This window comes from Methanosphaera sp. DEW79, assembly GCF_003266085.1.
GTDB lineage: Archaea > Methanobacteriota > Methanobacteria > Methanobacteriales > Methanobacteriaceae > Methanosphaera > Methanosphaera stadtmanae.
Genome location: NZ_MUZW01000028.1, coordinates 18,255 through 37,632, shown reverse-complemented (window position 1 = coordinate 37,632; position 19,378 = coordinate 18,255). Strand labels below are relative to the sequence as shown.

General features: G+C 28.4%; 23 protein-coding genes. 1 reads left to right on the top strand and 22 read right to left on the bottom strand.

Annotated features, from left to right (window positions below; all coding sequences use genetic code 11):
- Window position 1: 1 nt before the first annotated feature.
- The 3 genes from BZ132_RS02745 to BZ132_RS02735 all read right to left on the bottom strand — a co-directional run bounded on the left by BZ132_RS02745 (window position 2) and on the right by BZ132_RS02735 (window position 3,041).
- Window positions 2–742 (bottom strand): phosphopantothenate/pantothenate synthetase, encoded by a 741-nt coding sequence (locus tag BZ132_RS02745; protein WP_011406159.1) that lies wholly within the window; start codon window positions 740–742, stop codon window positions 2–4.
- A 129-nt stretch (window positions 743–871) separates the two neighbouring features.
- On the bottom strand, window positions 872–2,203 hold the full coding sequence (locus BZ132_RS02740) for a preprotein translocase subunit SecD (RefSeq protein ID WP_286940427.1): 1,332 nt from the start codon (window positions 2,201–2,203) through the stop codon (window positions 872–874).
- On the bottom strand, window positions 2,190–3,041 hold the full coding sequence (locus BZ132_RS02735; RefSeq protein ID WP_286940425.1) for a protein translocase subunit SecF: 852 nt from the start codon (window positions 3,039–3,041) through the stop codon (window positions 2,190–2,192). Before BZ132_RS02735 ends, BZ132_RS02740 begins: the two co-directional genes overlap by 14 nt.
- A gap of 423 nt (window positions 3,042–3,464) precedes the next feature.
- On the opposite strand from BZ132_RS02735, the gene BZ132_RS02730 reads away from it, so the two are divergent.
- Window positions 3,465–4,889: a Mur ligase family protein gene (locus BZ132_RS02730; protein ID WP_286940424.1), complete on the top strand. Its 1,425-nt coding sequence runs from the start codon at window positions 3,465–3,467 to the stop codon at window positions 4,887–4,889.
- 13 nt (window positions 4,890–4,902) lie between these two features.
- On the opposite strand, the gene BZ132_RS02725 is transcribed toward BZ132_RS02730, so the two are convergent.
- From BZ132_RS02725 to BZ132_RS02635, 19 genes are all read right to left on the bottom strand, one after another.
- Window positions 4,903–5,391, bottom strand: coding sequence for a hypothetical protein (locus BZ132_RS02725; RefSeq protein ID WP_011406155.1), 489 nt, complete (start codon window positions 5,389–5,391; stop codon window positions 4,903–4,905).
- A 14-nt stretch (window positions 5,392–5,405) separates the two neighbouring features.
- Window positions 5,406–5,873, bottom strand: coding sequence for a flavodoxin (locus BZ132_RS02720; RefSeq protein WP_011406154.1), 468 nt, complete (start codon window positions 5,871–5,873; stop codon window positions 5,406–5,408).
- A 1-nt stretch (window position 5,874) separates the two neighbouring features.
- Window positions 5,875–6,345 carry a flavodoxin gene (locus BZ132_RS02715; RefSeq protein ID WP_011406153.1) on the bottom strand — a complete coding sequence of 157 codons (471 nt, stop codon included), beginning with the start codon at window positions 6,343–6,345 and terminating at the stop codon, window positions 5,875–5,877.
- 321 nt (window positions 6,346–6,666) lie between these two features.
- Window positions 6,667–7,128: a flavodoxin gene (locus tag BZ132_RS02710; protein ID WP_286940422.1), complete on the bottom strand. Its 462-nt coding sequence runs from the start codon at window positions 7,126–7,128 to the stop codon at window positions 6,667–6,669.
- Between the two features lie 8 nt (window positions 7,129–7,136).
- Window positions 7,137–8,165, bottom strand: a complete 1,029-nt coding sequence (argC, locus tag BZ132_RS02705; protein WP_011406151.1) for an N-acetyl-gamma-glutamyl-phosphate reductase — start codon at window positions 8,163–8,165, stop codon at window positions 7,137–7,139.
- Between the two features lie 27 nt (window positions 8,166–8,192).
- The gene (locus BZ132_RS02700) at window positions 8,193–9,074 is read right to left on the bottom strand and encodes a ribonuclease HIII (RefSeq protein ID WP_048059708.1); all 882 of its coding nucleotides are present in this window, start codon (window positions 9,072–9,074) and stop codon (window positions 8,193–8,195) included.
- Window positions 9,075–9,114: 40 nt separating this feature from the next.
- Window positions 9,115–10,011, bottom strand: a complete 897-nt coding sequence (argB, locus tag BZ132_RS02695) for an acetylglutamate kinase (RefSeq protein ID WP_011406149.1) — start codon at window positions 10,009–10,011, stop codon at window positions 9,115–9,117.
- Window positions 10,012–10,033: 22 nt separating this feature from the next.
- Entirely contained in the window at window positions 10,034–11,230 is a 1,197-nt protein-coding gene (gene argJ / locus BZ132_RS02690) for a bifunctional ornithine acetyltransferase/N-acetylglutamate synthase (RefSeq protein WP_011406148.1), read from the bottom strand.
- Between the two features lie 104 nt (window positions 11,231–11,334).
- Window positions 11,335–11,718 (bottom strand): hypothetical protein, encoded by a 384-nt coding sequence (locus BZ132_RS02685; protein WP_286940419.1) that lies wholly within the window; start codon window positions 11,716–11,718, stop codon window positions 11,335–11,337.
- 17 nt (window positions 11,719–11,735) lie between these two features.
- Window positions 11,736–12,149 (bottom strand): hypothetical protein, encoded by a 414-nt coding sequence (locus BZ132_RS02680; RefSeq protein ID WP_286940417.1) that lies wholly within the window; start codon window positions 12,147–12,149, stop codon window positions 11,736–11,738.
- A gap of 16 nt (window positions 12,150–12,165) precedes the next feature.
- Window positions 12,166–13,380 (bottom strand): hypothetical protein, encoded by a 1,215-nt coding sequence (locus BZ132_RS02675; protein WP_112149409.1) that lies wholly within the window; start codon window positions 13,378–13,380, stop codon window positions 12,166–12,168.
- Window positions 13,381–14,421, bottom strand: a complete 1,041-nt coding sequence (locus tag BZ132_RS02670) for a hypothetical protein (protein WP_011406144.1) — start codon at window positions 14,419–14,421, stop codon at window positions 13,381–13,383.
- A gap of 108 nt (window positions 14,422–14,529) precedes the next feature.
- Complete coding sequence (locus BZ132_RS02665) at window positions 14,530–15,261, bottom strand: metallophosphoesterase (RefSeq protein WP_011406143.1); 732 nt, start codon at window positions 15,259–15,261, stop codon at window positions 14,530–14,532.
- Between the two features lies 1 nt (window position 15,262).
- Window positions 15,263–15,640: a nascent polypeptide-associated complex protein gene (locus tag BZ132_RS02660; RefSeq protein ID WP_011406142.1), complete on the bottom strand. Its 378-nt coding sequence runs from the start codon at window positions 15,638–15,640 to the stop codon at window positions 15,263–15,265.
- Window positions 15,641–15,841: 201 nt separating this feature from the next.
- Complete coding sequence (locus tag BZ132_RS02655; protein ID WP_011406141.1) at window positions 15,842–16,174, bottom strand: DUF2304 domain-containing protein; 333 nt, start codon at window positions 16,172–16,174, stop codon at window positions 15,842–15,844.
- 15 nt (window positions 16,175–16,189) lie between these two features.
- Window positions 16,190–16,897 (bottom strand): glycosyltransferase family 2 protein, encoded by a 708-nt coding sequence (locus BZ132_RS02650; protein WP_011406140.1) that lies wholly within the window; start codon window positions 16,895–16,897, stop codon window positions 16,190–16,192.
- A 121-nt stretch (window positions 16,898–17,018) separates the two neighbouring features.
- A complete protein-coding gene (locus BZ132_RS02645) occupies window positions 17,019–17,591 on the bottom strand; it encodes a flavodoxin family protein (protein ID WP_011406139.1) in 573 nt (190 codons plus the stop codon).
- Window positions 17,592–17,658: 67 nt separating this feature from the next.
- Window positions 17,659–18,216: a dTDP-4-dehydrorhamnose 3,5-epimerase gene (rfbC, locus tag BZ132_RS02640; RefSeq protein ID WP_011406138.1), complete on the bottom strand. Its 558-nt coding sequence runs from the start codon at window positions 18,214–18,216 to the stop codon at window positions 17,659–17,661.
- Between the two features lie 79 nt (window positions 18,217–18,295).
- On the bottom strand, window positions 18,296–19,363 hold the full coding sequence (locus tag BZ132_RS02635; protein ID WP_286940407.1) for a glycosyltransferase family 2 protein: 1,068 nt from the start codon (window positions 19,361–19,363) through the stop codon (window positions 18,296–18,298).
- Window positions 19,364–19,378 lie beyond the last annotated feature (15 nt).

Sequence of the window (19,378 nt, the reverse complement as noted above, 5' to 3'; positions counted from 1 at the left end):
TTTATTCAAATCTTTTTATAATATCCTTTATTGCTATATTTAAATTAGTTTTATTATTAAATAGATCTATTTTTTCTTGGATGTCAGTTTTATCATAGTTTTCATATTTTTTTACAGATTCAATTAATGCCGGTATTACTCTTACAATATTATCTACTATTGTTACTGTTGATGTTTGTGCTGTTCTAGATAATGGATTTAAATCAACACTTATTATGTCTTTACCTAAATCATATAGTTTTTCTGCTCTATCTCCATCTTCTAATGGAATAAAAACTAAATCTGATTTTTTAATACCTTCAATACTCACAGGTGATCTTGGACCATTAAGATTAGGAGTGTCTATAAAATCATCTTCATCAGTACCTAAAATTTCTTTCACACCCAAATCCTTATATACTCTTTCTATATTTTCTATTCGTTCAGGTGTTCTGTAATATAAATTAATTTCTACTGGAATATCCAATAATTCTGATAATTTAGCTATATCTTCACTTACTAAAGCTGTAGTATTACCATTTACACTTAAAACTGGATGTTTTCTTGTTAAAAAATAGCATGCTGCTACATCAATAGTATTTTGTGAGTTGGGAGTTGTTTTTTCACCAATTAAATAATCAAATGTCTCTCCACGTCCATGAGCTATCATACCAGAATCTGCAAGGATTCCATTTTCATGTGCTTCTACAATTTTTTCTCTATATACTAATGATTGATATCTAGGATGATCTTTATTTAACATATAATAAGATAAGTACTTTCTAATATTTAGAAGTTTAGTATATATGTGGAAAAATTTATTGTTTAATATTAATTAGAAAAAATAGAATGTAAATATTTGAAAAAATAAGAATTATAGAGAAGAATATTCTTATCTATTTTTTTCAGCTTCTTCTCTTGCAATGGTTTTTCTACCTTTTTTCTTATTTCTTTTAGTTTTTTTACTTTTACCAGATGAGGTAATATTTATTTGATCTTTAGGACTTTTAATAAGGAATGTTTCCATATAATCTGCAAACACAGGTCTTGTTATAAATATACCTACTATTACACCAACAACAGTTGTTACTGCAAAACCTGTAAGCATACCAATACCTGTTGCTCCTCTTGCAAATCCTATATAAGCTAAAGGTAACATTGCTGCTATTAATGTACCTGCTGATGCATATACAATGAAGAATGCATTTTTAATACGTGATTTAACTATGTTTTTTCTTTCACTTTTATCACGTCTTGCAAGTACTTCATCTGTCATTACAATTTGGTCGTCTACACCTGTACCAATAGATGCAATTATACCAGCAATAGCTGCTAAATCTAAGTTCCAATGTGTTATTGAAGCAAATCCTAGAATAATAATTAATTCTGATAAACTAGTTATTACAATAGGAACTACCAATGATGGAGATTTATATTTAAATGATACTACTGCTACAATAGCCAGTAGTGCAAGTAATCCTGCAACAAGAGAACCTATTTCAAATTGTGAACCTAACTCTGCAGATACACTATTTACTCCACTAATTGCTAGTTTTACAGGTAATGCTCCTGATTCTAGAACTGTGTGTATTTCTGTTGCTTGTTCTTGTGCTTCTTGTTTAGATTGTTCTCCACCTGAAACTTCTATATCAGTAGAACCCACACCATTTGCTAAACCTGCATCTAATTGTGGTGATGATATTAGTTTATCATCAAGATACATATCTACTGTAGCTCCAGCTTGACCTTTTGCTACATTTGCAAATTTATTTGCTGCTTCTGTTGAAACACTAAATGGTACTTTCCATCTTGTTCCTGTTACTTCTGCTGCTGATACTGTGGATATATCTGCACCTGTTAGAGCTGTTTTATTGTTTATTTTTGCTTCAAATTTACCAGGTGTACTTATAATATGTTTAACTTCATCAGGCTGCACACCCGCTATTTCAACGATAACATCCTGATCTCCACTTTGTCTTACTTGTACATCACTTATACCAAATGCATTTAACCTTTTATCTAATATTGCTGTTACTGTAGACATTGTATCTTGATCAACAGGTTTTTCAAGATGTAATTGTATCATTGAACCTCCTGCAAGGTCAAGACCTTCTTGAAGACCAAAGACTGCTACTGAAACAACACTTGCAATAAGTAATATTATCAGTAATAATGTTCTTGGTTTTTTTAGGAATTGTTTGGTGGATTGATTAATCGTGACCACCCCTTTCTATATGCCATTTAAGTATTCCTAGGTTCATAAGCCATGTGGATAATAAGTCTGATAGTAATCCAATGATAAGTACAGCAGATATATCTTCTAATACTTGAGCTGTTGGTATAAATACTTTTACTACAATAAATAATACAATCATAGCTGCTAATGTTGCAAATGTTAATGTTAAACCTGTTCTACAAGCATCTTCAGCACGATCATCTAAACTTCCATGTCTACGTTTTAATAGACGTGTAGTTAGTAGAATATCTGTATCTACACCATACCCTATAAGCATTAATAATGCACCTACACTAGCAATTGATAATGGTATTCCAAACAAGGACATACTACCAACAGCTATGGATAAGTTACAAACTGCTGATAATATAATAGCAAGTGAAGGTGTTAAATCTCTAAATACAAAGAATACAGTTACTGACATGAATACAAATGCAAATAATAATGCATAGTATATCTGTCCTAGAGCTGCATCACTAAGTAGAGCTCCTACACTTCTAAAGCTCAGAACTTTAAATTCACTACTAAATAGTTCATTAAATTGGCTCTGATCTACACTACCAGATATTGTTATTGTAGCTGTATTATCAGACATAGATGTTTTTACATCATTAATACCAAGTTTATCTTTAACAAGTTGAGTAACTTGTGATTGAGTCATTGGCTGATTAAGTTCAACTGTAACTAATGTTCCTCCTTTTAAATCTACACCTTCATTTAATCCGAAGACGCCTATATATAAAAGAGATAGAATCATTAATATCACTGGAATTAAAATCAGAGGTTTATGAGATTGACGTGTGATATATTTAATTATTTCTACCATATCACAACTCTCCTATCTGTGATTTTAATTATAATGCCTCCATATTTATTAAAAGTTTATTTTTAATAAAATATTAAATAAAATATCTAATTTCTGATATTTATTATATACTAAGTTATATTTCTAAAACTATATAAAATTAAATATATTTTTATTAAAGATTTTTTTAATATGCTATTAACTAATTATTACTATAAATATCCAAGTTATTAAACTTGTTAAAAAACAATCAATACCTATTTAGATAAGTTACTTTATTACTCATTACCATATTCTTTAAATATAATTTCCAACTAAGTTATATTAGATATAAAAAAATACTATTCTTATTAGTTTTTTTAAGAATAAAAATATAACTAAAAAGTATCTTTAGTTATATTCATCTGAAAAAGTTTTTTTATAGAAAAAAAAGAGATAATGTTTATGAAAAAGGGATTAAAATACAGTTTAATGAAAACTGTGGGTTATTTATCATATAATTTATTAAAAATATTACCAACTGGTGGAAAAAGTTATCCTGGATACTTATTTCTAAGGTATGCAGGACTTGATTCATTAGGTAATTTAGCTAAGGAACAAATAAAAGATGGCTCTATATTAATCACAGGAACAAATGGAAAAACAACCACAACCACCATGATCATTGATTTAATGTCAAATGATGTTAATATATCTAAAAGTGTAGATAATAACACAATATATGCTCTAACAACAGCACTTCTTGCAAAAAAATCAGATATTGGTATTTTTGAATATGGAATTAGGGATTTGAAACATGGAATACCTGATGTAGTTGAAAAAAATATTAAACCAAAAGTTGTTGTGTATACAAATGTATCACGTGAACATACACAAGTACTTGGTGTTAAAAATTCATTTGAGGATTATGTTAAAGCAAAAACATTACTATCCAAGAATATGAAAGATGGAATAGTTGTTGCTAATGCAGATGATCCTATAATATGTAATATTGGTCAGGAAAAACAAAACGATGGTCATGTAGTTTACTATGGATTTAATGTAGATAATATTGAAGATGACACTGATGTTAGTGTGATGTGTCCAAAATGTAATAAACCACTTACATATTCACATAAATACATGAATCAAAGGGGAGTATATTCCTGTAGTTGTGGATTTAAAAGATGTGAACCTGATGTTAAAATAACAAAATATTCCATTGAAAATAATAAAAATATCATAACAATAGATGCTAATGTATATAATTATTTTGTAGATGAAAATATCTCATTTACTCTAGATTTAGAACTTCCACTATTTGGAGTTCATAATGTGTATAATGTACTTGCTGCAACATCAACTTATGCCTGTTTTACACCAAAACCTGAAAATATTGAAGAAAAACTAAAAAATTACTTTAATAATATTGATTTATCAATATTACCACCAGGACGTTTTGAAGTTTTAGAATATGCTGATAAATTAGTTGGTATTGGACAAGGAGATAATGGAGATGCCCTTAAAGTTAACTATGATTATATGAATCATTTTATTCAAGGAAATGATTATGAATTTATCTACTGTACTCCTGATTTAAATGAAGAAGAGATATTTGAAGATCATCTAAATATTCTAAAAAAAATCAATCCAACACATATAACAGTCATACCAGGACGTGTATCTGTAGATGTTGCTAAGACATATTACACTCAAATAAAAGATAATAATTTAAATGCATCATTTAAATCTATTGAATATGACTTTGAAAAAAGAGCTTCTGGTATTATTGATTCAATAAATGAAAGTGAATATAAATATGTTGTTGTATCAGGGTGTGGTGAAGAACATGATGTGTGGAATGTAACATTAAATAAATTAAAAGAATAATATATAAAATGTTTTAGATATAAATCTCTAAATCCAATTCATATAATACTTTTAATGTATTTCTAATTAATTCATCATTGGATTTATCATTTACTCTAACAATAAATGAATTTATTATTCTTCCACCCCTTATTTCAACTCGTTTTTTAAGTTCATTTAAAACACCTGTTCCTTGTTTTGAATTTGTAGTAGTGTAGATAATCACATCCTTATTTTTAAAGTTACAATTATCTATTAATGTTAATATGGCAGGTGATGGATTTCCACAAGTTGAAGGAGTACCCAGTAGTATTAGATTATAATTAGTAAAATCTATTACTTCTGGACTGATTTCTGTTTTATTTAAACATATTGCATTATAATTATTACGTATATTGTTAAAAAAACCATTTTTTCTTTTTAAATCTTTAATTTCAATAGAATCTGCATCTATCCTATTTGCAATAAATTCCGAAACAATTTTTATCTTATTATTTGATGAATATGTAACTAAAACAGACATGATAATCCCTTGAACTATATTAAATTTAAATCTTCTAATGCCATGTTAGTACAGTTAATTAATTTCTCTGTACCACCATTTGATATAATAGAAAATCTTCCTATAATATTACCATTATGTTTATTAACTAATTTAGTTAATTTTCTCATGGCAATTTCATCACCAATTCCTTTTGTTGTGGTGAATAATATTATATTCTTATTTTTGAAATCCATATTATCTATAATTTTCTTTATAGCAGGTGTTATACTTCCTAGCCATACTGGTGTACCAATGAAGATTGTTTCATAATAATCAATATCCACCTTTCTTGGTTGTATTCTAGATGAATCTAAGATATTTGGAAACAAATAATCCAGGATAGTTCTATGAACTGTAAAATCAGTTATTTCTTTTGTATGTGCACCTAATAATTTCTTTATAGTATTTGCAACTGTTAAAGTATTTCCAGATTTTGAATAGAATATTACAATACTTCTCATTTTATTTCCCCAAGTTTTTTACTATATCTTTAGTTAAGGATTCAATATCCCTCCCTTTTGTTATTATAGAAAAGGAATTTATTATTTTTCCACCTTTATCTTTTATTGTGGAATTTAGAGAATTCAATGCCTCTTTTGCACCATTTTTATTTAATGTTACAAATGTTATTACATTTTTATTTTCTAGGTTAATATTATCCAGTATTTGCTTTATTGCAGGAGTTATTTTTGATGCCCAAACAGGTGTACCAATATATACTGTATCATATTTATCTAAATCAATTGTTACAGGTTCTATTGTAGTACTATTATTTATCATAGAATCTAAAGTTCCTTTTATAAAACCTATTGCACCAGATCTATTAGTTTTATCTTTAATTTCCACTATATTCATATTTTTTTCCTTTGCAAGTGTCTGTGCAATAAGTTTAGTTCTTCCTGTTCTTGAATAGTAAATGATTATACTCTTCAAAAAGCATGCCTCCTTTAAATTATATTTTTTTTTAGAAATTTATTTTTAATACTACAATTATTAGTTATACCTAAACTTGTATAAATAATACTCTTTTAGACATATAACTTTTAAAAACATGAAAAATAAATTTGAGAACACAAAACAATTCTGTTTTAATGTTTTTAAACAAGATTATGTTGTTACTATGTTTATAATTATAAAATAGTTGGTGTTGTTTTGTATAATATATCTAATAAAAATTTATACAATTAATAGAACAAAAATAATTGTCATACACCCTTATTTTTCAAGAAAAATAGAAAAAAAGAAAAATTCTTTTTAATTTCTAATAGCTTTTAATGTTACATCAGTAATATCATCTGTTTTAGTTGCAATAACAAAAGAATTAACTACAATACCATCCTTATCTTCAATTAACTTCTTCATAATATCTACTGTTTCTTCACCACCACTACTCATCATTGTAGCAAAGAGTATGACATTTTTATTAGTGAAGTTATTTTGAGATATGAACTCCATAATAGCTGGTGTAGGTTTTGATGCCCAAACAGGTGTACCAATGTATATGTTATCATATTTTTCAAAGTTAACATCTTCATATTCTATTGATGTTTTTTTAGATCTTATTGCATCAAGCCCTCCACGAAGATAACCTATTGGTCCTTGTCTATTTTTCTTATCAATAACTTCCAATACATCAGCATCTAACTCATCTTTAATGATACTAGCAACATTTTTAGTTGTATTTGTTCTTGTATAATACACTACTAAATCTGACATATATTCACCTATGGATATAATCCTAATTCTTTAAGTCCTTCAGTTTCATCAAATCCAAACATGATATTCATGTTTTGAATAGCTTGACCTGAAGCTCCTTTTACTAGGTTATCTATTGCTGAGACAACAACAAGCTCATCTTCATCATCTAATGAAATACCACCTATTTGACAGTAATTAGATCCTCTTACACTAGCAAGTAAAGGTATGTTGTTATCTTTTAATACTTTTACAAATGGTTCATTCTTATAATAATCCATGTATAAATCATGAACATCACTAGCTGAAACATCATTTTTAAGTAGGAAACTATGATTTGTTGTTATTATTCCACGAATTACTGGTACAAGATGTGGTGTAAATGATACTTTAACAGTGCCTGTCCCAAAGTTTCTTAATTGTTCTCGTATCTCTGGTGTGTGCCTATGATTTGCTATTGCATATGGTTTTATGTTATCAGCACATGTAGGATAGTGTGTGTTGTTATTTGGTGATATTCCAGCACCACTTACTCCACTTTTACTATCTAATATTATTCTATCTACTAATTTATTTTCTACTATTGGAAGACTCGATAGTATTGCTCCTGTTGGGAAACATCCAGGGTTTGCTATTAAAGTTGCATCTTTTATTTTATCTCTGTTAATTTCTGGAAGTCCAAATACTGCTTTTAAATCTGGATGTTCATGTTTCATTCCATACCATTTTTCATATACAGAAACATCACTAAATCTAAAGTCTCCACTTAAATCAATGACACGAGCCCCATTATCCAAGTATTCTGGTACTAATTTCATTGATACACCATGTGGTAGTGCACTAAATACTACATCTGCATCTATATCTTTAGTATCAGGATTTGTGAATTTTAAATCTAAATCCTGCAGATTTGGATGAAGAGATGATAGGTCTTCACCATTATTTTTTCTACTTGTTACTGTGGAAATATTTACCCTTGGATGTCTTGTTAATAATCTAACTAATTCTCCCCCAGTATATCCACTTGCACCTATTATTGCAACATCTATTTTACTCATATTTTATACTCCTAAAAACCATTTTCTTTATGTGTATGGTTTAATATTTTTAAAGTGTGTTTTTGCAACTTTATCTATTATATCTTTTTCTATGTTTTTGGGTTTTATCTTTCTATTAATATTATATCTTTCTTCTATTTCTTTTAATGTTTTTTCATAATAATACTTGGCAATGATACTACTTGTTGCTACTGGAATATATTTTTCTCCATTAGTCTCTTGTATTACATCTATTTTTGGATTTATGTCAAGATACTGATTCATCTTCTTATAATCAAATTTATCAATAATTACAAGTACATCAGTTGTGTTAATTTTTGTAAGTAATTGATTTATTACCTTATAATGAAGATGTGCTAGTAGATGATTGAGGTTTTTGTTTTCATTTGTGAATTTAGTGTATAGTTTATTGTAGCTAAATGGTTTTAGAACTATTACTTCATATGTTATATTTAGTTTTTCTATTTTTTCATATAATGAAAATATTTCCTTTGTTGATAATTTCTTACTATCCTTAACACCAATACTTTTTAATTTTAAAATATCATCATTTGATGTACATACAGCACACACAACTAATGGTCCATACCATTCACCTTTACCAGTTTCATCAGAACCTATAATATACTGATACTTCTTCATAGAAATAGTATTATTATAAATAGAATTTTCATTTTTTCCAAATGAATTCTCTTTAAAATAATCCCTCTTTTCTAAAATATCATCTAAAATAGATAAACATCCCCTTGTATCATTATAAACAAGTTTACCAGAATTATATAAAACAAAAAAAACATCACCATCTTTAATACGAATACTCTCATATTGTTTTGGATTTAAATGATGAAATGTACTGGTTTTTTCCATAAAAGATTTAATTTCACTATTTGATAATTTAACTGATTTCATATAAACACTTGAAAAAATAATTAAAAAAAGAGATACATTATTATTCACGTACCATTGTACCTATTCCATGTTTTGTGAAGATTTCTAATAAAATAGAATGATTAAGTCTACCATCAAGAATATGAGCAGTTTTAACACCATTTTCAACAGCATTAATACAAGTTTCTACCTTAGGAATCATACCTCCAGTAATAATACCATCCTTAATAAGTTCCTTCAATTCATCAGTACGAATACGTCTAATCATACTCTCAGGATCATCAGGATCTGTTAAAATACCAGGAACATCAGTAAGTACAATAAGCTTTTCAGCATTAACCTCAGATGCAATAGAACCTGCAACAGTATCAGCATTCAAATTAAGAGTATTTCCATCATCATCAATTCCTAAAGGTGAAATAACAGGTATATAATTGTTGTTAGTTAAATCATCAACAAGTTGTTTATTTACCCTGTCAATCTTACCAACATAACCTAAATCAACTTCTAAAACTTCACCATTCTCATGTTTAACCTTAGTAAGTCCTTTTCTTGATGCTTCAACAAGATAACTATCTTTACCAGAAATACCAACACTCTTTCCACCATGGAATCCAAGTTTAGAAACAATTTCAGTGTTGATTTTACCCACCAAAACCATTTTAACAATCTCCATAGTTTCTTTATCTGTAACTCTTAAACCACCAATAAATTTAGGTTCTTTACCCATTTTATCCATGGATCTGGAAATTTCTGGACCTCCACCATGAACAACAATAGGTTGCATACCAACATATTTAAGAAGTACAGTATCTCGTGCTGTGGAACTCATAGCATTTTCATCAATCATTGCATGACCACCATACTTAATCATGATTTTTTTATTATGAAACTTTTTTATGTAGGGTAATGCTTCAATTAAAACATTACTAATATCGAATTGTTCTTGATCAACCATTATTTAAACTCCATTTAACTATTTATGTGGTGTATTCAGCATTAATCTTTACATAATCATATGTTAAATCACAACCATATGCAGTTGCACTATAACATCCATCATGTAAATCCAATTTAATAACAACCTCTTTTTTATTCATTATAACTTCTGCAGCCTCAAGTATTTCAGGATTAGCATATGTTGTTATATTACCCTTATCAACAATAACAACATTCTCACTACCTGAGCCAATACTAATAGAAACACAATCAGGATCAAATTCCACACCAGAATAACCCATAGCACAAATTATACGACCCCAATTAGGATCAGCCCCTGCAAGTGCTGTTTTAACTAAACTAGATGATACAACACTTTTAGAAACACATATTGCATCTTCTTCACTTTTTGCACCATTACATACTACTTCCATAAATTTAGAAGCTCCTTCTCCATCCTTTGCAATTTGTTTAGCAAGACTCATACATACATAATCAAGTGCTTCTTGGAAGTTATTATCATACTCTCCTTTAACTTCATTGGTACTCATAACAAGTACTGTGTCGTTAGTACTTTCATCACCATCAACTACAACCATGTTAAATGATCTTTTAACACTACTGAGTAGAGCTTCTTGAAGAATATCCCTTGAAACATCTAAGTCTGTTGTAATAAATCCTAGCATAGTACCCATATTAGGTGCTATCATTCCTGAACCTTTACAAATACCTGCAACCTTAAATTTTGTTCCATCATCTAATGTTGATTCAATAGCACATTCCTTTGGAGTAGTATCAGTAGTTAATATAGCATTACATGCATCATTTGCACATTCTCTACTATTATCCAATCTTTTTAGAGATTCAATTGCAACAGGCTTAATAATATCCATTGGCATTTGTCTACCAATAACACCAGTTGATGCTACTGCAACATCTTCAACAGGAATATTTAATGTATCAGCAACAAGACTTGCTAATTCCAATCCTTTTTTTATTCCATCTTCTTTAGTATAACAATTTGCATTACCACTATTTACAATAACTGCTGAAATCTTACCATTTTCCAAATGTTTTCTTGTAATATCAATAGGAGCTGCATATACCTTATTTGTTGTATATACTGCAGCTGCTGTTGAATTTTCATGGTACAAAACTGTTACACCATATTTGCCCTCTCTATATCCACTAGCTTTTATACTACTAATGGAACATATTCCATTTTCTAAAATTTTCATAAGTTCTCTTCTCCCTTAAAAAAAATTATTTAATAAAAAAATAAGTTTAAAATTGGGTGGTTATAAATTAATTTTTCCGATTTTTCTTATTCTTTAGATTATATTTATGCTGTTAAGTCATTATCATTCTCATGTACAGAAGGGTTATGTTGATTAGTATTACTGTCTGTGGAACCACCACTAGGTTTAGATGGTTTAGTATTCTGATTATTATTGGATGATGTTGTTTTCTGTTTATTCTGTTGTTTTACAGATGCTTGTTTAGAAGTACTTTGTGACTTTGAATTTGATGATTGAATAGTATCATCTGTAGTTGATGTTGCATTTGTTTCATTTGTCATGTTTGTAGTGTTATTTGTCATATTAACTGTATCAGTTATGGTTGTGTTATTATCATTTGATGGAGATGATCCAGTAAATACTCCCACTACAATAGCACCTACAAGTATTACTGCTACTATTAACACTATTAAATTATTTTCCCTCATATTACTTCTCCAAAATATTATGCTGTTAAGTCATTATCATTCTCATGTACAGAAGGGTTATGTTGATTAGTATTACTGTCTGTGGAACCACTACTAGGTTTAGATGGTTTAGTATTCTGATTATTATTACTAGATGATGTTGCTTTCTGTTTATTTTGTTGTTTTACAGATACTTGTTTAGAAGTACTTTGTTGTGATGGTGATGATGTATACTTTGAATATGAATTAGATGATTGACTTTGATTTGACTGATTTAGTGTTGAATTATTTAAGTCATTTAGAGGATTGTCCTCATTACCTTGAAATAACTCTCCAATAGATAAGTTTGGTGCATCAAAACGAATAAATGATGCTCCTACAGATCCACATAACATTGCCACAATACCCACTACCAATACAAGAAATAACTTTGAATTAGTACTTGGATTCATAATTATTACCTCCCCATTAGTCTTTAATTGCCACTATAATTAATGAAACTATCATAGCTACTATTCCTAGCCATATGATATTTAAATTCCATCCTATTAAAGTTACTATAAATATGAATATAAATATACCAATTAAGGTTAGAGTTTGATTTGATAGGAAAGTTATTGCAGATCTTGTGAATTCTGTTGGAATATAGTATGCATATTTACCATTTGCTAAGTCAAACACTATAACTGGAGTATTTTCTCTTATTTTTATTGAATCAGTAATATGTGCATTTTCTGCAGCTTCACGTCTACTATTTCCTAATCCTACCCTTAGATTTAATCCATTATTCATAGCATACCATGCACAGTCAAGTCCTATTTTCAGTGCTGTTGATTTATCAGGATAATTAATTATTAAATCATCCCCACCAACACGGTATCCTTCTATTTTTCCATCACTTTCATTTTCAATATATGAGTTGATATCATTCATTATTTCTATAAGTTTATCTTTTCCATATCTTGAAATAAATCCTGTAGAATCTTTTGCATCAATGTACATGAAATTATCTGCTGGTACTGGTTTCAATTCAACTTTTTTAGTAGTTGGAACAGTTTCAAATATTACTCCATATTCTCCACCAAGTTTTGTAAATCCAACTCCAGAAACTTCTCCTATTGCAGCATTCATATCTATTGCCCTTTCAATAGATGCTGCTCCAGTCATTCCTATTGAACCACGTACATTTACCCCTTGTTTCATTCCAAGAGATATCATTTTAATAGCTAATCTTATTCCTTCCTTTTTTGATGGCATAAGAGCAACCATTTCTGTTTTACTTCTTTCAATGATCTTTCCATCAACTACTTCCACCATTTTTGCAAATGTTTCTATAAGAGGAGATGGTCTAAACAATTCAATATAAAGATATCTATCATTTCCCATGATAATATTACTTAGAAGTGCATATTCATTTACTTCATTTTCAGCAGGTTTAATTTCAATAAATTTCCTATTAAGTGGTAGATCTCTTTGGTCTATTTCTCTTTCTAGATTTTGAAATATTGATTTAGCATTTATTTGTGCAGGTTTAATTTCTACAAGCATTGTTTTTGTGAGGTTTATTAAAGAAACATACTCTGTTTCTAAGTCATTAGTTGCATAGTACTTTGTTCCAATACTAACAACTTTTTTATGTAGAAGTTGTGAAAATAGGCTTTTTAGAATCCTATCTAAAGCCATCTAATTTCTACCCCCTCTTTCTATAGAAATTTCAAATTGTCCAGGTTTTTCCATTAACATACTTGGTTTTACTGATACAATTGGGAATTTCCATGTTCCAAGTCTTGCTGCAAGTGTACTTGCAATATTTCTTGAATTATGTTTAATAAATGAGTAATCTGTATCATTTATTATTATATCCACATTATATGGTGATTCTTCAAGAATTTCATCAGAATATATTATATTCAATTCAAATGTTCCCGGTCTTGTAAATAGATCATTACGTACTGCTACTAGTGGGGAATGATCTAAGTTTAATTTGTTACGTACAGTAACTGCTATTGTTCCTGCATTACGTACTGCTTCCTTGTAATCTTTAGGATTTACAAGTACAAATATGAGAAAATCTGATTCATCTATATCTTCATCTACTAAGCTTACCATCTTATTTAATATTGGTACTTTAAGGAAGATATTTTCTAGTTTTGAATCTATTGCATTTTCATCCTCTTTACTTACCCTGTTTATTGCCTCTTGAGCTACAGATAATCCTGAAAATTTTCTATTTTTCTTAGATTTATATACATCAAAACCCCTTCTTTCAAATTCATTTAATGAATTTGAGCAGATTTTTTGTAGTATGTTTTTTACTTTCTTAGGAGGTGCTGGTTTACCTATTTGAAATCTACCATTTTTAACTCTGTATGGTAGACGTCTACTGTTAATATCTTGAAATTCATCCTGATAATCTCTAAAGAAGTCATTTGATAATATTTTAGCATCTTTCTCATAAGCTAGGTTTAATATATAATGATCTGCTATTGTACCTGCAGGTACTGGAAACACCTCTTCATTTTGGATCATTTCATTAAAGCCATCTTTATCATCAATTTCATGTCGTAATGGTGCATCAGATAGAACAATTGGTTCATGTCCTAGTTTTTTAAGAGTATTTATAGCAACTTTAAGAGTTTTTAAACTTGGAGTTACCTTTCCTGTTTCTTCGTTGGGTTGCTGTCCATAATATGCTACATTAGACCCATCAACAATTATTTTCAAAAGATCACCTTTTTTTATTCTATTTATTTTAAAATTTTCTAATTTATTTATTAATATATTTATATTATTTTTGATATATTTACTTTTTTAAATTATATGGAATTAGTGTTATGGATGTCTTAATGGTTTTATTGTTCCATTAGAATTATGTAACATTATTTCAATATACTGATTATTAATATCAATTACATTGTATGATGGACATGTATTTCCACGTAACTTCATAGATGAAACTGTTCCTGCAGTTGCAAATAGTGTATTATTCATCTTCCAAGCATGTGGTACATGTTTATGTCCTGATAATACTAAGTTTACATTGTTTTCTAATATTGTTAGTAAGATATCTCCTGCATCACTTAAAATATTTCTTTCCCTACCAGTATTTGGTATTGATATTATATGATGATGTAGTACTATTATGATAAATAATCCTTTTTCTTTTGCATCAGCTATTTCATCTTCCATAAACTTTTTTTGTAATCTACCAATCTTTCCATGTCCTAAATCTGGTTCACTACTATCCAAACCAATTATTTTTATTGCTTCTTCTTTTAATTCAAGTACACTGTATCTTTTACCGAATAATTCCTCAAATACTGTGTCACCAATGTTTCGTGCATCATGGTTTCCAGGAACTATCAATGTTTTCGGTTGTATTAAGTCTATATATTCCTTTGCTTCTATAAATTCCCTATAAAATCCTTGATCAGTTAAATCTCCAGATATTACTACGGCTGATGGTTGTATTTTGTTTATTTCATCGATTGTTTGAAGTAGAAGATCTTCTCTAAATTGAGCATAACCAGTGTGTAAATCAGAAATGTGGACAATCTTTGTCATTTTATGATAACCTCATAATTGCTTCTGCTAAGTCACCATTAGTTTCTTCAAGAACTTTTTGAGCTTCAGATTTTGATTTTCCAGTTTGTGATGCTACTAATTCTATATCATCATCGGATATTTCAGCTTTTTCTTCACTAGCAGAACTATCTCCACTTCCTTTTATTCTTTCTTCAGCTTTACCTGTTACTTGATAAGTTTTTTGACCCATTGCATTCATCATACTTACTTCAGCATCTTTTATAACAAGTTCTTTATCTTTAAGAACAATTACTACTTCTTCAACTCCTTTGAGCTCCTTCATGTTCATTCCCATTTTTTTCATTGTTCTTTCCATTTGTTTTAATTGTTTAGGATTTATTTTTCCACCTGGAAACATTATTAATTCCTCCATTTTAGATTATCTGTTTGAATTTGAGATTTTATTAATTTAAAATAAAATATTTTATTAAAATTCAATATCTTTATAAATATATATGCTTATTATTATATTAAAATTAGGTATAATTAATAAGCTAATAAATGAAAAATAGTTTTTTCATAAAAAAAAATTAGGGGTGGATATTAATATTTAAAATTCTTATTTTTTATTTTCATTATCTAGTGCTAATTCACTAACTAATTTATTTATACGCTTTTTCTGATCTTCTATTTTATTGTATAATTTGAATAAAAGGTAGAATAGAATTATTATAGAAAGTATATACAATGCATCTAATCCCCTTCCAAGTCCAGCAAATGATGCTAAATTTATACTTATCTGTGGAAATAATGCTGCTAATATAACTAAAATCCATATAACCAACCATTCAATATATGTTCCTATACTAAGTGTATCGTTACGAAAACGTTTACTTACCAATAAAATAACAGCAACACTAACTACAATAATTATTATTTGATATAATTCCATTGTAAATCTCCCCTATTATTTGAATGTTTCATTAAGAAATTCTAATATAATTTTTAATCCTACAATTGTATTTGTACCCTTTTCTATTGTTCTTTTATCATATATTGTAGTCATTGGTACTTCTTTTAATCTTAAATTACGTCTTTTTATTTCACCAATAATTTCAGATGATACACCATATTGTGGAGATTTTAGATTTAATTTACGTGCTGCTTCATTTGTAAATGCTCTAAGACCTGATTGTGAATCAGTAACCATTTTTCCCTGAAATATATATGTTATATAGTTCATAACAGTATTTCCAAAACGTCTACCCTTTGGCATGTCATTAAAATCCCTTGAAGCTATAACAACATCTGCACTTCCATCTTGTAGAGGTGGATACATATTATACAAGTCATCTGGATTATGTTGTCCATCTGCATCAAATGTAATTATTATATCAGCATTTTTACTTAGGGCTGCTTTTATTCCAGTTTTAATAGCTCCCCCTAATCCAACATTAATAGTATGTCTGTAGAGATATACCATGGGTGAGAATTTATCAACTAATTTCTTTGCTATCTCTGGACTACTGTCTACTGATCCATCATCTATAATTAAAACCTTAAATCCACGTTTAACAAGTTCTGTTGTTACTTCTTCAAGTGTTTCTTCTTCATTGTAACAGGATAAAACAATATATATACTTGATGTTATTGGTGGTATGTCTTCTTTGTTCATTTTCTTCGTGTCCTGTGTTGTGTTTTTATTAATTTAATATTTTTAAAATTCTGTTACTATATATATTAAACATTATTTTTATATTTTAAAGTAAAATTGAAATTATATTAGAAAATATTAATTATTTATTATTTATTTTTTTAAGAACATCACACATCCTATGTGCTAAATATATTGAAGTATCGTATCCAACAGTATCTTTTTTTGTATCACCCACCCCTGTACAACCATAATGTGCTGTAGGTCTATCATCTCCTACTATTATTGCACCTTGTATTAAAAAAAAGTCATGAATTGATGCTATAGTACTTTCTTGTCCTCCATTACGGAAACCTCCACAACTTAGTGCTCCACACACCTTATATTTAAATGCATGTATATTTCGTAGTGGACGTAGTCTGTCAATAAATGATTTTGCAAGTCCTGTCATGTCTCCAAAATAAACTGGACTACTCATGATTATACCATCGGCTTCTTTTACTTTAGATGTTAATAAAACCATATCATCATCTATATGACACTTGTTATTTTTCTTACAATAGTCACATCCAGTACAATAATCAATTTTCTTATCACATAAAGTAATAAGTTCTACTTCAATTCCATTTTTACTTATTTCATCTAATGTATTTCTAACAAGATATTCTGTATTACCATTACTTCTTGGACTACCTACAATTCCTACAACTTTCATATAATCACCTAAAAAAAATCATTGAATAACAAAATAAAAAAAAAGTTTACTAAAAAAATAGAAGAAATTAGAAATCAACATTAGTTTCTTCTAAAGACTTCCATAACTTATCCTTATCAGATAATATAATCTCATCAACATCATCTAAAGGCCACTTAATACCAATAGTTTCATCATCCCACTTAATTCCATCTTCATCATCAGCCTTATAATAATCAGTACATTTATATGTAAACTCTGCTTCATCAGATAAAACCAAAAATCCATGAGCAAAACCCTCAGGTATGTAGAATTGTTTCTTATTTTCACTAGATAAAATAACACCAACCCACTTACCATATGTACTTGAATTACTTCTTAAATCAACAGCAACATCAAAAACTTCCCCTTTTATAACACGAACAAGTTTTCCCTGAGGCTGTGTACGTTGAAAATGTAATCCTCTAAGAACACCCTTTTTAGATTTAGACTGATTATCTTGAACAAATTCTGAAGATATTCCAGCCCTACTAAATACTTCCTTCTGATATGTTTCCATGAAGTATCCACGATTATCTCCAAAAACTGTAGGTTCAATAATATACACTCCATCAATTGAAGTTTCATTAAATTTAAATTTTTCCATTATAATTATCTCCATTTATTATTAATATATAATTCTATTTAACAAGTTATTTTAAATAAACCCCTAATATATAAAAACACTAATTTTTACCTAGTCTTTCCTGTTGTTTTTCATAAACAGGCTTATATAATCTTGCATAAATACCACTTGGAACTACATATACAAGTAATATTAGTATGGATATTAAAAATCCCTTAATCCACCCTGTTAACTTATATAAAACTGAAATTAATGATAAAACATTATTTTTAATATTAGGACGACCTGTTGCCTTATCAACCATAATAGCAACAAGTACCACTATAATATAATAATTTGTTGTAAGAGAATGATTATCTAAATTTTGATAACAGATACGTCGTATATTATCATCCTTAAGCATTAGTGCAGAATTTAACCATCCATCATAAAACTTAGTAAAGGTATATGTATGCTCACTATCAGTATCAGGATTATCCCCCTGAATTATAATATCATTCTTTGACTTATAAACATAATAATTCTCATCCACAGATTTTGAAATAAATGCAAATTGTGGAAAGAAATTTGGAACATTATCATATGCTTGAATAAGAGTATTAGAATCATAACTATCAGTTCTAAAAATATATGCTGAAATAAATGCCATGTCCATGAAATATTTACCCTTCATAATATCAATTAATTCCCTAACATGAATTTCTCTAGATGAAGTCTTATTAGTACTAGTTATATTATTTTCTTCTTCTAAAATATCATTCAATGATTTATCAGAGGGATTTTTCTTATTTGTTGGTAATAAACATGAGGTCACATAAATAAAATCATACTTATCAGAAACTACTGCATCTATCACATCATCAACAGTTGAAAAATCATAGTTATCATCATCACCCAAAATCCAGGTATATTTTGACTCTGAAGTTTCAACAGCACGAAGAATATTAGCATTACCACCAATATTAGTTGAATGTCTTACTATATGCATATTTGGAAATAATTTTTCATACTTAGCACATATCTCTGGAGTATTATCTGGTGAACAATTATCAAGTACTGTGAATTTACAATTCTTAAATGGACTATTTAAAAATTGATTTAAAGTATTATCCAAGTACTTACTTCGATTATATGTGATTAATATTATTTCCATCTTTTCTTCAATCATAGAACTCACCTAAAC